Source organism: Jannaschia formosa (assembly GCF_003340555.1).
GTDB classification, from domain to species: domain Bacteria; phylum Pseudomonadota; class Alphaproteobacteria; order Rhodobacterales; family Rhodobacteraceae; genus Jannaschia; species Jannaschia formosa.
The window spans coordinates 57,828-72,081 of record NZ_QPLJ01000008.1 but is presented as its reverse complement, the minus strand read 5'-3'; the positions used below and the strand labels follow the sequence as shown (position 1 = coordinate 72,081).

At 69.7% G+C, this 14,254-nt stretch carries 12 protein-coding genes; 5 read left to right on the top strand and 7 right to left on the bottom strand.

Annotated elements, in window-relative coordinates; translation table 11 throughout:
• Positions 1–73 precede the first annotated feature (73 nt).
• On the top strand, positions 74–2,740 hold the full coding sequence (locus DR046_RS10620; protein WP_115382359.1) for a peroxidase family protein: 2,667 nt from the start codon (positions 74–76) through the stop codon (positions 2,738–2,740).
• Between the two features lie 6 nt (positions 2,741–2,746).
• Here the strand turns inward: DR046_RS10620 and DR046_RS10615 are convergent, their stop codons facing one another.
• Positions 2,747–3,844 carry a DUF6456 domain-containing protein gene (locus DR046_RS10615; protein WP_115382358.1) on the bottom strand — a complete coding sequence of 366 codons (1,098 nt, stop codon included), beginning with the start codon at positions 3,842–3,844 and terminating at the stop codon, positions 2,747–2,749.
• Positions 3,845–4,049: 205 nt separating this feature from the next.
• Here DR046_RS10615 and DR046_RS10610 point away from each other — a divergent pair, with 205 nt between their 5' ends.
• Complete coding sequence (locus tag DR046_RS10610) at positions 4,050–4,331, top strand: DUF6477 family protein (protein ID WP_115382357.1); 282 nt, start codon at positions 4,050–4,052, stop codon at positions 4,329–4,331.
• A gap of 48 nt (positions 4,332–4,379) precedes the next feature.
• Here the strand turns inward: DR046_RS10610 and DR046_RS10605 are convergent, their stop codons facing one another.
• Complete coding sequence (locus DR046_RS10605) at positions 4,380–5,909, bottom strand: trimethylamine methyltransferase family protein (RefSeq protein WP_115382356.1); 1,530 nt, start codon at positions 5,907–5,909, stop codon at positions 4,380–4,382.
• 137 nt (positions 5,910–6,046) lie between these two features.
• On the opposite strand from DR046_RS10605, the gene guaA reads away from it, so the two are divergent.
• Complete coding sequence (gene guaA, locus DR046_RS10600) at positions 6,047–7,618, top strand: glutamine-hydrolyzing GMP synthase (RefSeq protein ID WP_115382355.1); 1,572 nt, start codon at positions 6,047–6,049, stop codon at positions 7,616–7,618.
• Between the two features lie 7 nt (positions 7,619–7,625).
• Positions 7,626–8,387 carry a hypothetical protein gene (locus DR046_RS10595; protein ID WP_115382354.1) on the top strand — a complete coding sequence of 254 codons (762 nt, stop codon included), beginning with the start codon at positions 7,626–7,628 and terminating at the stop codon, positions 8,385–8,387.
• 6 nt (positions 8,388–8,393) lie between these two features.
• Here the strand turns inward: DR046_RS10595 and DR046_RS10590 are convergent, their stop codons facing one another.
• Both DR046_RS10590 and DR046_RS10585 read right to left on the bottom strand, forming a co-directional pair.
• Positions 8,394–8,891, bottom strand: a complete 498-nt coding sequence (locus DR046_RS10590; protein ID WP_115382353.1) for a GNAT family N-acetyltransferase — start codon at positions 8,889–8,891, stop codon at positions 8,394–8,396.
• A complete protein-coding gene (locus DR046_RS10585) occupies positions 8,888–10,429 on the bottom strand; it encodes a helicase HerA-like domain-containing protein (protein ID WP_115382352.1) in 1,542 nt (513 codons plus the stop codon). The genes DR046_RS10590 and DR046_RS10585 overlap by 4 nt, the downstream gene beginning before the upstream one ends.
• A gap of 408 nt (positions 10,430–10,837) precedes the next feature.
• Between DR046_RS10585 and DR046_RS10580 the strand changes: the two genes are divergently transcribed.
• Positions 10,838–11,539: an invasion associated locus B family protein gene (locus DR046_RS10580; protein ID WP_115382351.1), complete on the top strand. Its 702-nt coding sequence runs from the start codon at positions 10,838–10,840 to the stop codon at positions 11,537–11,539.
• A 21-nt stretch (positions 11,540–11,560) separates the two neighbouring features.
• Here DR046_RS10580 and DR046_RS10575 read toward each other — a convergent pair whose 3' ends face one another.
• The 3 genes from DR046_RS10575 to lpxD are packed head-to-tail and all read right to left on the bottom strand — an operon-like array spanning position 11,561 to position 14,134.
• The gene (locus DR046_RS10575; RefSeq protein ID WP_115382350.1) at positions 11,561–12,772 is read right to left on the bottom strand and encodes a beta-ketoacyl-[acyl-carrier-protein] synthase family protein; all 1,212 of its coding nucleotides are present in this window, start codon (positions 12,770–12,772) and stop codon (positions 11,561–11,563) included.
• Positions 12,769–13,044, bottom strand: coding sequence for an acyl carrier protein (locus DR046_RS10570; RefSeq protein WP_115382349.1), 276 nt, complete (start codon positions 13,042–13,044; stop codon positions 12,769–12,771). Before DR046_RS10570 ends, DR046_RS10575 begins: the two co-directional genes overlap by 4 nt.
• Positions 13,025–14,134 (bottom strand): UDP-3-O-(3-hydroxymyristoyl)glucosamine N-acyltransferase, encoded by a 1,110-nt coding sequence (gene lpxD, locus DR046_RS10565; RefSeq protein ID WP_115382348.1) that lies wholly within the window; start codon positions 14,132–14,134, stop codon positions 13,025–13,027. The genes DR046_RS10570 and lpxD overlap by 20 nt, the downstream gene beginning before the upstream one ends.
• Positions 14,135–14,254: the final 120 nt, after the last annotated feature.

Below are 14,254 nucleotides of genomic sequence, written 5' to 3'. Positions count from 1 at the left end.
TCGCATCGCCACCCCTCCCGCAGGCGCGTGCGATGCGCTAGACTTTCGCGCGTACCCCGCGTGAGTTACGTTCATGTCTGAGCATCCCGAAGTCGATCCCGGCACCCCGGCCGCGCGCTGTCCCTTCCTCGCCAATCTCGAACAGATGCCGCGCCTGACCGAGGCGCGCTATGAGGACGCGCTCGGAGAGCTCTACAAGGGCGCCGACCCGATGGAGGTCGCCTCGAAGCTGTTCGACCAGGACGGCGACATGCCGAACGAGAACGGCATCAGCGCCCTGTTCACGACCTGGGGCCAGTTTCTCGATCACGACCTGAGCCTCACGCCCGAGGGCGAGCACGAGGTGATGGAGAACCCGGCCTTCTCCCACGGCGTCGGGCGGTCCGACTACATGGAGGGCAGCGGCGAGGACGGGCCGCGCGAATTCGGCAACTCCGTCACCTGGCAGATGGACGGCAGCATGATCTACGGCTCGAACGAGGGCCGGATCGACGATGTTCGCGCGCATGAGGGCGGGCGGCTCTGGGTGGACGAGGACGGGCTGCTGCCCAAGGCCACGCCCGAGACGGTCATGGCCGGCGACACCGAAGGCGAGGACGCGGTCTACCTCGCCGGTGACATTCGCGCCAACGAGAACCCGAACCTCCTGTCGATGCACACGCTCTGGGTCAGGGAGCACAACTACTGGGCCGACCGGCTGGCCGAGGAGCATCCCGATTGGGACGACGACGCCCTGTTCGAGGGCGCGCGGCAGATCGTCGAATACGAGATCCAGAAGATCACCTATGACGAGTGGTTGCCGCTGCTGATCGGGAACGCGGTGCCGACGGATACCGCCCACGACCCCGATGTCGACGGGCAGGTCGCGCTGGAATTCTCGACCGCCGCCTTCCGCTTCGGCCACACGCTCGTCGCCTCGCGGATGGAGCGGGTCGAGGAGGACGGGTCCGCGGCCGAGGGCGGCCACCAGGCGCTGATGGACGGGTTCTTCGACACCGGGATGGTGCGCGCCCACGGGATCGACGCCTTCCTGCGCGGCATGGCCGGACAGTCGGCGCAGGATCTCGACACGAAGGTCGTGGACGACCTGAACTTCTTCCTGCAGACGCCCCAGGGGGTCAGCGGCTTTTCCCTCCCCGCGATCAACCTGATGCGTTCGGCGGATCACGGGATGGACTCCTATGTCGAGGTCCGGGCGAAGCTGCTGGGCGATATCGACCCGGCGACGCTGGACCCGCAGGACTTCTCGATCCTGACCTCCGACCCGGTGCTGCAGGCGGAACTGGCCTCCGTCTACGATAGCGTGCATCAGGTCGATCTCTGGGTCGGGGGGCTGGCCGAGGATGCCGAGGACGGGATGATGGGCCCGCTCTTTACCTACATCCTTTCGGACCAGTTCACCCGAACCGCGCAGGCGGACGAGACCTTCGGCCAGCTCGATCCCGCGCTGGGCGAGGCGATCCTGGCCGAGATCGCGGCGTCGGGCATGCGCGACGTGATCCTGCGCAACACCGAGATCGACCACCTTCAGGACAACCCCTTCCTGATGGAGACGCGGGCCCTGACCGAGATGCTGGGCCTGACCGGCACCGACGAGGCGGACACGGTCGCGCTGGCCGCCCGCGACGTGGATGGCGATGTCTCTACCGGCGCGGGCGACGACGTGGTCGTGCTGACCGGCGGGACGAAGGTGCAGGGTTCGGTCGACCTGGGGGATGGCGACGACACGTTGGCCATGAGCTCGGGCGAGGCCGGGTGCATCGACGGCGGCGAGGGGAACGACCATCTCGGCATCGGCGGCTCGGCCGAGGCCGGGCATGTCACCGGCGGCGCCGGAGACGACCTCGTGACCGTCTCGGGCTCGGCCTCGGTCGACCGGATCGGGGGCGGCAAGGGCGACGACACGGTCGCGGTCGGCGACAAGGCTACGGTCTGGAAGGTCGCGACCGGGTCGGGGTCCGACCTCGTCTCGGTCTCGGGCCGGGCGGAGGTCGAGATCGTGGACCTCGGATGCGACGACGACACGGCGATCCTCGGCGGGTCGGGTGTGGCGCATATCGACGGCGGCGAGGGGTTCGACCGGCTGGACGTGCGGCTTGCGGAGTCGGTCTGCTTTGACGGCGAAGGCAGCGGCTCGGCACATTGGGCCGACGGCAAGGTCACGCATTTCAGGAATTTCGAAGCCGTGATGTGCTTTACCGCAGGCACGCGGATCGCGACGGCGCAAGGACCCCGCCCGATCGACACGCTGCGCCCCGGCGACCTCGTCTGGACGCTGGACCGCGGCCTTCAGGCGGTGCGCTGGGTCGGTCGGACCGAGGTCCCGGCGCGGGGCCGCCTCGCGCCGATCCGCTTCGAGGCGGGCGCGCTGGGCAATGCCCGCGCCTTCGAAGTCTCGCGCCAGCACCGGATGCTGCTGGCCTCCGGGCTGAGCGAGGTGCTGTTCGGCACATCCGAAGTGCTGGCCCCGGCCCACGCGCTGCTGGACCGCCCCGGCGTGTCCCAGCGCGAGGGGGGGACAGTGACTTATATCCACATCCTCTTCGACCGCCACGAGATCGTGTCGGCCGAAGGCGTCCTGTCGGAGAGCTTCCATCCCGGCCCCGTCGCGCTGTCGGCGATGGACCGGGCCGCGCGCGCGGAATTGCTGGAGCTTTTCCCCCGTCTCGCCTGCCCGCGGGGCTACGGTCCGGCGGCGCGGCCGGCGCTCAGACCCTCCGAGGTGCGGCTGCTGGCCTGACCCTGCTCACCGATTGCCGTCGTAATGCTGCGCCAGACGTTGCAGCGCGATGCGCAGCACGATCTTGCCGGAGCGCGCGGACCAGCCCATGCGCTTCTCGGCGGCCTCCAAGCCTTCCAGAAAGCAGCAGACCCGCAGCACGACGTCGCCCAGCCCGGGGCCGAGCGCCCGAAGCGCCTGGGAGACGCGCTGCCGCGCCGCGTCGGACCCGCCGATGGGATCGGACGGACCCATCGACCCGCGGTCACCCGCGGCGAGGAACCGGTCCCAGTTCTGGCCGACCCGCGGTCCCATCTGCGCCCGCTCGAAATCCTCGCGCAGGCGTTCGCCGGCGACGACAAGCGGCATCGGCAGGAACGGCTTGCCGTCCTTGTCGCGCTTGCGCGCCAGCGCGCCCAGCGGCGACTCGGCCAGGTTCACCCGCAGCGACGTGTCGCCATGACCGGGCACCTCGATGACCCGCTCGCTCAGCTGCATATGCTGCGTCAGGAAGGGGCTCGGCGCCTCGGCCATGCCGCGGGCGGCGACCTTGTGCTGCAGGCTGTCGCCCAGCATCCGCTTGAGCGCGGCGCGGCCCGCGTCGGTGATCCTGTAGCGGGTGACCCGGCCCGCCTTGAAGCAGCTGAGCCAGTCCTTCAGCACCATCGCCTGCGCCACGTCGCGCGGCAGCGTCGCAGTGCGCGTCGGCGTATCGCCCGAGCCGCGCAGCACTGCGGCCTGCGGCATCCCCTGCCCCACGGCGAGGAAGGCGTCCGCCTCGCAGAGCCGGCGCAGGACCCGGCGTCCCTCGCGGGCCAGCGTGGCATCGTCGATCAGAGCGGCTTTGGCGGGCAATGCTGACATCGCGGGGTCTTCCTCGGTTCGTTTTGGCATGAGGCGGGCCGCGGCCAGCCGTTCGATCGCTTCATCCACCAGCGGGTCGTCCCGCAGCCGCTCGATCCGGCGCACGTGACGCAGGATGGTCGAGGCCGAGCAGCCGCGCTCGGCCGCGACATGCCGCAGCGGACGGCCGTCGAAGGCGTGCTCCACATAGGTGCGGGCGGCGCTCGGGACCCAGTCTGGAAACCGGGTCAGGTCGGTCTCTGTCGGGGCGGGAATTGGCATCGACGGCTCCGGAAGGGTGGCGGAAACACGGCAAGATCAACGTCGATTGGTTACTAATAGGTTAATGGGCATCTACGGCGCAGGTAATTGTTTCCCAAATGTAAACGTTCGCTGAAGGCCGTTCTCTCTCCGCCCCGAAGGCGCAACGGGCCCCGTTCTGCCGTCATCCTGCGTCCCGGACCTGGGACAGCAAGGGATCACGGACATGTGCAGGATCACCAAGGAAATCAATTCGATGCGCCGGCCCGGGCTGCTCATCGAGGCGGCGGGCCATGGCACCGCCCTCTATGAGCGGCGGCGCGACCTGCGGCGGATGCTGCGGGTGGCGATTCCTTCCACCGCGCGGGCGGCGCTGGAGAAGCTGCTCCCGATTGAGGCCGATCTAGAGAAGCGACGCCGCGAGGGCGCGACGAGCTACAGCCTGACCCGCCATGTCGACATCCTCACGGCGCTGCTGGCGGAGGCGCGCAGCTTCCGGACGGGGTGATTCCCCGCGACCGCGGCCCCGCCCGGGCAGACCGGGCGGGACGGCCGCTCAGATATGGGCGTCCGGCATCTCGGATTTCCGGCGGGCGACATAGTCCGACAGGGCCTCGCGGGTCGCGGGGTCCATGTAGGGCTCCTCGTAGGCGTCGAGCATCGCCCGCATCTTTGCCGAAGCCAGCGCCCTCGTGTCGCGGGCGCCTTCCTCGGCCCAGGTCTCGAAAGGCTTGTAGTCGAGCAGGTTCGACTTCCAGAACGCGCTCTCGTAATGCGCCTGGGTATGGGCGCAGCCGAGATAGTGGCCGCCCGGCCCGACCTCGCGGATGGCGTCCATCGCCTGCCCGGCCTCGTCGGTGGCGATGCCCCTGGCCATCTTGTGCAGGATGCCGAGCTGGTCCGCATCCATCACGAACTTCTCGAAATCCGCGACCAGCCCGCCTTCCAGCCAGCCGCAGGCGTGGAGCATGAAGTTCACACCCGACAGAAGCCCCGCGTTGAGCGAGTTCGCCGACTCGTAGGCCGCTTGCGCATCCGGCAGCTTGGAGCCGCAGAACGCGCCGCCCGACCGGTAGGGCAGCGCCAGCCGGCGGGCGAGTTGCCCCGCCCCGTAGGTGATCTGGCTCGCCTCGGGTGTGCCGAAGGTCGGCGCACCGGAGTTCATGTCGATCGAGGTCACGAAGGCGCCGAAGACGACCGGCGCGCCGGGGCGGACGAGCTGCGAATAGGCCACCCCCGCCATCACCTCGGCCAGCACCTGCGTCAATGTGCCCATCACCGAGACCGGCGCCATCGCGCCGCCGACGATGAACGGCGAGATGATGCAGGCCTGGTTCGCCGCGGCATACTCCTCAAGCGCGCCCATCATCACCGAATCGAAGGTCAGCGGCGAGTTGATGTTGATGAGCGAGATCATCGCCGTCCGGTCGTTCAGCCCGCCGAAGAGGATGTCGCACATCTCGACCGAGTCGCGGGCGCGCGACGGCTCCGTCACCGAACCCATGAAGGGTTTGTCGGTCAGCGTCATGTGCGCCATCAGCATGTCGAGATGGCGCTTGTTGACCGGGATGTCCGTCGGCTCGCAGACGGTGCCGCCGGAATGGTGCAGCCAGGGCGACTGGTGGCCCAGCTTCACGAAGGTCTCGAAATCCGCCATCGTGGCGTAGCGGCGGCCGCGCGCGTCGCGCACGAAGGGCGGGCCGTAGACCGGGGCGAGCACCAGGTGCCGCCCGCCGATCTCGACCGACCTTTCGGGATTGCGCGCGATCTGGGTGAAGCGCGCGGGCGCCGTCGCGCAAAGCTTGCGCGCCAGCCCGCGCGGGATGCGCACCCGCTCTCCGTCGACATCGGCGCCGGCGTCCCGCCAGCGCTGCAGCGCCGCCGGGTTCTCGACGAAGGCGACGCCGATCTCCGCCAGGACGGTCTCGGCATTGGTCTCGATCGTCTCCAGCGCGGCGTCGTCGAGTATCTCGTAGTCCCGGATCGCGCGGTGGATGACCGGCGCGGTGACGACCTTGGTCGTCGTTCGTGCCGCGCGCCGCGCCGCGCCGCCGCCCCCGCGCTTCCTGCGTGCCTGATCGACCATGCCCGTGCCTCCCGCTAGCCTGTGAGGGACGCGATAGCGCCTGCGCGCGCCGTCGCACAGCCCGGAACCGGCGCCGACGGTCCGAACGCGACACCGGCCCGCTTGCGCGGGTCCGGGCCGCCGCGTAAGCCGCGGCCATGGACCAGTCCCAGCATCAGCGTCTTCTGATCGTCGATTTCGGCTCGCAGGTGACGCAGCTCATCGCCCGCCGCCTGCGCGAGTCGAACGTCTATTGCGAGATCCACCCGTTCAATCTGGTGACGCCCGAGTTCCTGACGGAATTTCGCCCCCGCGCGGTGATCCTGTCCGGCGGCCCGGCCTCGGTTCCCGATGCGGGCAGTCCCCGGCCGCCCGCCGAGATCTTCGAGCTGGGCGTGCCCGTCCTGGGCATCTGCTACGGCCAGCAGGTCATGCAGCAGATGCTGGGCGGAGAGGTCCTCCGCGGCGAGGGCACGGCCGAGTTCGGGCGCGCCTACGTCACGCCCGCGGGCAAGCTGGACCTGCTCGAGGGCTGGTTCGACGGGCTCGAGTCGACCGGGCGGGAACAGGTCTGGATGTCTCACGGCGACCATGTCGCGAAGCTGGCCCCCGGCTTCGAGGTCTTCGGCACCTCGCCCGGCGCGCCCTTCGCCATCACCGCCGACCCCTCGCGCCATTTCTACGCGGTGCAGTTCCACCCCGAGGTGCACCATACCCCCAAGGGCGCCCGGCTCTACGAGAACTTCGTGCGCATCGCGGGCTTCGATGGCGACTGGACGATGGCCGGCTACCGCGAGCAGGCGGTGCAGGCGATCCGCGACCAGGTCGGCGACGCGAAGGTGATCTGCGCGCTATCGGGCGGAGTCGATTCCTCCGTCGCCGCGGCGCTCATCCACGAGGCGGTGGGCGACCAGCTCACCTGCGTCTTCGTCGATCACGGGCTGCTTCGCCTCAACGAGGCGCAGGAGGTCGTGACCATGTTCCGCGACCACATGAACCTGCACGTCATCCATGCCGAGGAGCAGGAGCTGTTCCTGAGCGCGCTGGAGGGCGTCAGCGACCCCGAGACCAAGCGCAAGACGATCGGACGGCTCTTCATCGAGGTCTTCCAGAAGTACGCCGACGGGATCGAGGGGGCCAGATTCCTTGCGCAGGGCACGCTCTATCCGGACGTGATCGAGTCGGTCTCGTTCAGCGGCGGGCCGTCCGTCACCATCAAGTCGCACCACAATGTCGGCGGCCTGCCCGAGAAGATGGGGCTGAAGCTGGTGGAGCCACTGCGGGAACTCTTCAAGGACGAGGTCCGCGCGCTGGGCAAGGAGCTGAGCCTGCCTCCCAGCTTCATCGGCCGCCATCCCTTCCCCGGCCCCGGTCTCGCCATCCGCTGCCCCGGAGAGATCACGCGGGCGAAGCTCGACATCCTGCGGAAGGCCGACGCGGTCTATATCGATCAGATCCGGCGCCACGGGCTCTATGACGACATCTGGCAGGCCTTCTGCGCGATCCTGCCGGTCCGCACCGTCGGGGTCATGGGCGACGGGCGGACCTACGACTACGCCTGCGCGCTGCGCGCCGTCACCTCGGTCGACGGCATGACCGCCGATTTCTACCCGTTCAGCCACGAATTCCTGGGCGAAACCGCGACGCGGATCATCAACGAGGTCCCGGGCATCAACCGCGTGACCTACGACATCACCTCGAAGCCGCCGGGCACCATCGAGTGGGAGTGACCGCCGCGTGCGGATCAAGGTCTTCGGCGAGCGGAACACCGGCACCAATGCGCTGGAGTCACTGATCCGGCTCAACTCCCGCTCCGTGGTCCTTCCCGGCAGCTTGGCCGCTCTCGACGCCGACGCGACAGACCGGCTCCGCGGGTTGCGGAAGTCGGGCGCACCCGCGGCCCAGGTCGAAGCGTGGGTCGATGCGGTGTTCGAGGGGAAGGATCCGAGCCAGCAGTGGAAGCATTGCGCGACCCTCTTCGAGACGCCGGGCGCCCTGGCGGACGACACGCACGTGGTCTTCCTGATCCGACACCCCCTGTCGTGGCTGCTTTCCCTCTACCGCAATCCGTATCACTGCCTCGTCGCCATGCCGGATCGCTTCGTGGATTTCGTCGCGCTGCCATGGAAGACGACGGCCCGCGACCGGCTGGACGGAGCGGTCCTGACGCCCCCGGCACTCTACGAGGCCAAGCTCGCCTCCTACCGCAGATTCATGATCCGACTCGACGCGGCCGGGATCGGACAAACGGTCCTGCGCTTCGAGGACGTCGTGATGCGTCAGGTCGACTGCTTCACGGCGCTCCGGCCGGTCCTGTCCGACCCGTCCCCCACGCCCCGTCCGGTCGAACGGTCCTGGAAGGACAAGCGCCAGACGCTGGACGACCTGCGCGCCTATTATTCCGAAGAGAGGTGGCGAGAGGATATCGAGACCGAAGCGCTGGAGAGGATCGCGATCGACCCGGAGATCCTGGCTTGGGCGGGCTACGACCTCGCCTGAGGCACGTCAGCGTCCCGCGACCTCGCTGCGCCGCTCCATCATCACGACGTCGCGCCAGTGGCCGGCCATCGGACCATAACCCATACGGCCGAGGCGGTGTCGGAGGCCCAGCGCCCTGAAGCCGCAGGCGCGGTGCAGCGCGAGGCTCGCGCCGTTCTCCGGGAAGATCTGCGCGACCAGCGTCCACCAGCCCTCCGCCTCGCTGTCGGCCACCAGTCGCGACAGCAGCGCGCGGCCGACGCCCTTCCCGGCGGCGCTGGCCGCGACGTAGACGCTGACCTCGCCGACGCCGGCATAGACCGGGCGGGCGGAGGTGGCCGAAACCCCGGCGAAGCCAGCGACCCGGTCTCCGACCTCGGCCAGCAGGGACAGCGCGAAGCCGGTCTCGAACCCCGCCCAGTCCATCGGCGTCTCGCGGAAGGAGGCATGGCCTGTCGCCAGCCCCTCGGCGTGGATCGCGGCGATCTCGGGCCCGTCAGCAGGCCGGGGCGCGCGCAGCCTCATCGGCCTTTGAACAACCCGCCGAGCACGCCGCGCACGATGGCGTGGCCGGCCCGCGTTCCCATTGAGCGGGCGAAGGACTTGGCGAAGGCCTCGCCTACGCTGTCGCCCCGCCCGCGCGGCTGCGCGGTGGAGCGTCCGACGCGGCCACCGGTGTAGCGGCGACCCGCCTTGTACGCGCGCTCCTCGGTCTCGGCGCGCGCCTCTTCCGCCTCGGCCGCCTCCGCGGCCTCCGCTGCAGCCTCGGTGCGGGCGGCCAGCACTTCGAAGGCGCTTTCGCGGTCGACGCTCGCCTCGTAGCGACCCGCCACCGGAGAGGCGGCGAGGATCGCGCGCCGCTCCTCGGCGGTGATCGGGCCCAGCTGCGAGGCGGGCGGGCGGATCAGCGTCCGCTCGGCCATGCCGGGGCGGCCCTTCGCGTCGAGGAAGGAGGTCACCGCCTCGCCGGTGCCGACCTCGCGGATCGCCTCCTCGATGTCGAAGCGGGGGTTGTCGCGGTAGTTTCCGGCCGCCTCGCGCAGGGCGCGGCGGTCCTTCGCGGTGTAGGCGCGCAGTGCGTGCTGCACCCGGTTGCCGAGCTGGCCCAAAACGTCCTCGGGCACGTCGTCAGGGTTCTGGGTCACGAAATAGACCCCGACCCCCTTGGAGCGGATGAGCCGGGCGACCTGCTCCACCTTCTCGACCAGCGCGGGCGGCGCGTCGGCGAAGAGCAGATGCGCCTCGTCGAAGAAGAAGACGAGCACCGGCTTCTCGGGATCGCCGACTTCCGGCAACTCTTCGAAGAGCTCGCTCAGAAGCCACAGCAGGAAGGTCGCGTAGAGCCGGGGCGAGCCCATCAGCCGCTCGGCTGCCAGCACGTTGACCCGCCCGCGCCCGTCCGGATCGGTGCGCATCATGTCGGCAAGGTCCAGCGCCGGCTCGCCGAATAGCAACTCGCCTCCCTGCCCTTCCAGCACCAGAAGCCGCCGCTGGATCGCGCCCACCGAGGCGGTGGAGACGTTGCCGTAGCGCAGCGACAGGGCCTGCCGCTCCTCCCCGACCCAGGCCAGCAGCGCGCGCAGGTCCTTGAGGTCGAGCAGCGCCAGCCCATCCTCGTCGGCGACGCGGAAGGCGATGTTCATCACCCCCTCCTGCGCCTCGCTCAGGTCCAGCAGGCGCGACAGCAGCAGCGGCCCCATCTCGGAGACGGTCGTGCGCACCGGATGCCCGGCCTCGCCCCAGAGGTCCCAGAACGTGACCGGACAGGCGGCGTAGGCGAGGTCCAGCCCGATCGTCCCCGCGCGCTCGGTGAAGGGTCCGTGCAGCTTGTGCTCGGGCGAGCCGGGCCGCGCCATCCCCGCCAGGTCGCCCTTCACGTCCGACAGGAAGACCGGCACGCCCGCATCCGAGAAGCCCTGCGCCAGGATCTGCAACGTCACCGTCTTGCCCGTGCCCGTCGCCCCGGCGATCAGGCCGTGACGGTTGGCGCGGTCGAGGCGCAGGTGCTGGGGCGTGCCGTAACCCGGTCCCCCACCGCCGACGAAGATCGTGCCGTCACTCATGTCGCGCCTCTTAACCATTTCTCAACGTCGCTCTGCCATAACAGCCCGCGACGGAGGCGCACAGATGCGCGCCAGTCATCCTCCCTGTCGACTGGCCGCGCGGTGTCCGCACCGTGCGGCTTTTTTGGTCCGCCCGACCGCGGCGAACCCCCGCCGCGCTTTGTCGCGGACCTTAAAAAATACCATGTTGACGCCATGGGACGGCCTGCTTAGGGTCCGGGCCATATCAAGTCGGCCAGTCCGACGGGGAGAGAAAAAACGACGGAAAAGGGCTCCTTACCGGGCCCTTTTCTTCTTGTGCGTTGGGGCTTAGCTGACGTCGCCGCCCTCCCCCGATTTGCCCCCTGCACCTGCCGCGCCACCGTGATAAGGGGACCGAAATCTGACCGAAACCGGAGTTCGCCCGTCATGATCGATCTGCCGACCCGCCCCGCCCTCGCACTCGTCCTGGCGGCCCTGCTCGCCACGACTTCGGCCTACGCCCAGGACACCGGGGGCGAGACCGCGGAGCCGCCCGCCGAAACCGCGGCGCCCGCGGACGCCGCCCCCTCGCAGGAGACGCCTGCGGAGGGAACGCCTGCGCAAGAGGCGCCGGGCGAGGCCAACCAGCTGGCCGAAGAGATCCTGTCGACGGGCGAGGACGTTCCCGGGCAGGCCGCCGGCCCGTCCATCTACGTCCGTGAGGAGCATGGCGCCTGGGAGATCCGCTGCCTCGAGAACCCCGGCGACGGTCCCGATCCCTGCCAGATGTTCCAGCGGCTCGAGGACCAGAACGGCAACCCCACGGCCGACGTCAACGTGTTCGACCTTCCGGACGGCGGCGAAATCGTCGCCGGTGCGACGGTGCTGACGCCGCTCCAGACGCTCCTGACGGCGCAGGTCACGATGCAGATCGACAGCGGCCAGGCCCGCCGCTACCCGTTCTCGTTCTGCGACCAGTCGGGCTGCTATGCGCGGCTGGGTCTGACCGCCGAAGACCTCAACCGGATGCGCCGCGGCGCCCAGGCGACGATTATCGTCGTGCCCGCGCAGGCGCCCGACCAGCAGGCCGAACTGACGATGTCGCTGAACGGCTTCACCGCCGGCTTCGAGGCCGTGTCGGTCGACTGACCCTGTCGCCCGCGGGCGGCGTCAGGCCGCCCGCAGCGCCAGCACCGCGTTCATGCCGCCGAAGGCGAAGGCGTTCGACAGGCAGGCCGTGACCCGCGCCTCGCGCGCCTCGTTCGGAACCACGTCCAGCGCGCATTCCGGATCCCGCTCCCGCCAGTTGACGGTGGGGGCGATGACCCCGTCCCGCAGCGCCATGATGCAGGCCAGAAGCTCGATCGCGCCGGTCGCGCCGATGCAGTGGCCGTGCATCGACTTCGTCGACGAGATCGCAAGCGCATCCGCGTGCCGCCCGAAGACATGGGCAATGGCGGCGCTCTCGATCTTGTCGTTGGCGGCTGTTCCGGTGCCGTGGGCGTTGATGTAGCCCACCTCCTCGGGCGCGAGACGGGCGTCGCGCAGCGCGCTCTCCATCGCCCGCTCGGCCCCCTCGCGCGACGGCATGACGATGTCGGCCGCGTCCGAGGTCATGCCGACCCCCGCCACCTCCGCCAGGATCTCTGCCCCGCGGGCGCGCGCGTGGTCGAGCGATTCCAGCACGAAGATCCCCGCGCCCTCGCCCTGAACCATGCCCGAGCGGGTCGCGCAGAACGGGCGGCAGGTGTCGCCCGACATCACGCGCAGCCCCTCCCACGCCTTGACCCCGCCGAAGCAGAGCATCGCCTCGGAGCCGCCGGTGATCATCACGTCCGACAGGCCGGCGCGGACGAACTGGAATGCCTGCCCGATGGCGTGATTTGACGAGGCGCAGGCGGTGGCGACGGTGAAGGACGGGCCCTTCAGGTTCCACTCCATGCTCAGATGCGCGGCGGCGGCGTTGTTCATCAGCCGCGGCACGACGAAGGGATGGACGCGGTTCTTCCCCTCTTCGTAGACGGCGCGGTAGTTGTCGTCCTGCGTCGTGAGACCCCCGCCCGAGGTCCCGAGGATCACACCGGCCCGCGCCGCCGCCTCACCGGCGAAGGTCAGCCCCGCCTGCTCCAGCGCCTCGCGCGCGGCAAGGATCGCGAACTGCGTGTAGCGGTCGAAGAGTGCGATCTCCTGCCGGTTGAAATGGTCCGCCTCGTCATAGCCGCCGACCTGCGCGCCGATCCGGATGGCGAGGCGGTCGGCATCGCGCATCTGCAACGTGTCGATGCCGCAGCGGCCCGCCCGCATCGCGGCGAGCGTGCTCGGCACGTCCCGGCCGAGCGCGTTCACCGTGCCCGCGCCGGTGATGACGACGCGCCGGCTCACTTCTGGGCCGCGACCAGACGCTCGACGGCGTGAACGATGGCGCCGACGGTGGAGATGTCGAAGTCCGACTGTTCGGGGGCGTTGGCGTTGAACGGCACGGTGATGTCGAAGCCTTCCTCGATGGCGAAGATAGCCTCGACCAGCCCCATGGAGTCGATCCCGAGCTCTTGCGGAGTCGACTCGTCGGTGACGCTTGCCGGGTCGATCATGGCCTGCTCGGCCAGTATCTCGTGGACGCGCGCGCGGATCTCGTCAGTCTTCAGATCGGTCATGATCCGTCCCTTGCACAAGTCTTGCGACCGTTTCACGAAGCTCGGCCAGCTGCCCCGACAGGCGCGGCAGGCGGCGCATGGCCTTCTGGATCTGGAGCTGCGTCTCCATCTTCACCGCCGGATGGCCGAGGATCACCGACCCCGAGGGCACCCGGGTGAAGATCTTCGACGCCCCGCCCGCCACGACGTCGTCGCCGATGGAAATGTTGTCGTTCACACCGACCTGACCGGCCAGCACGACCCGGTGCCCGATGCGGCTACCGCCGGCCAGGCCGACCTGCGCACAGAGCAGGCAATCCTCGCCGATGACGTTGTTGTGGCCGATCATCACCAGGTTGTCGATCTTGGTGCCGCGCCCGACCCGTGTGTCGGCGACCGTCCCCTTGTCGATGGTGGCGTTGGCGCCGATTTCGACGTCGTCGCCGATGGTGACCGCCCCCAGCGAATGGATGCGTGTCCAGCCCTGCGGCGTCACCTCATCGACGGCGCCAAGGGTGCGGCGCGCCTTCTCGACCCGCGATTCCTCGGGCGTGACAAAGCTGAAGCCGTCCCCGCCGATCGACGCGCCCGGCTGGCAGATCACCCTGTCGCCCAGAGTGACACGGCTGCCGATCCGGACGCCGGGATGGAGCAGGCAGTCCGCGCCCAGGATCGCCTCGGCGCCGACGGAGACATGCGCCATCAGCCGCGTCCCTGCCCCGATCCGCGCCCGCGGACCGATGACGGCGAGCGGCCCGATGGCGACATCCGCGCCAACTTCCGCCGTCGGATCGACCACGGCGGAGGGATGGATGCCTGCCGCAAGCTCCGGCCCCGGGTCGAGCGCGCGGGTTATCCCCGCCATGGCGAGCCGGGCGCGGGGCACGGTCACCGCGCCCTCCAGTCCCATCTCGCGCCAGTCCGCGCCCTCCCACAGGATCGCGACCCGCGCCGCGCCGGCTTTCAGCGCCGCGCCATAGGCCGGCGACATGGCGAGTGCGAGATCGTCCGGCCCTGCCGCCGCCGGCTCCGCCGCGCGGCGCAGATGCCGGGAGCCGTCGCCCTCGAGGGGACGGCCCAGTGTCTCGGCGATGTCTCGCAGCGTGAACATGACGCCTCCCCAAAGGTCGTTTCCCACGGGGGGATTATCGCGCCGGGCGCCGACATGGAATCGGAAAGGTCCGCCCCGACGCCGCGATTCCCGGACCCGGCCGGGTCATGCCGATCCGTC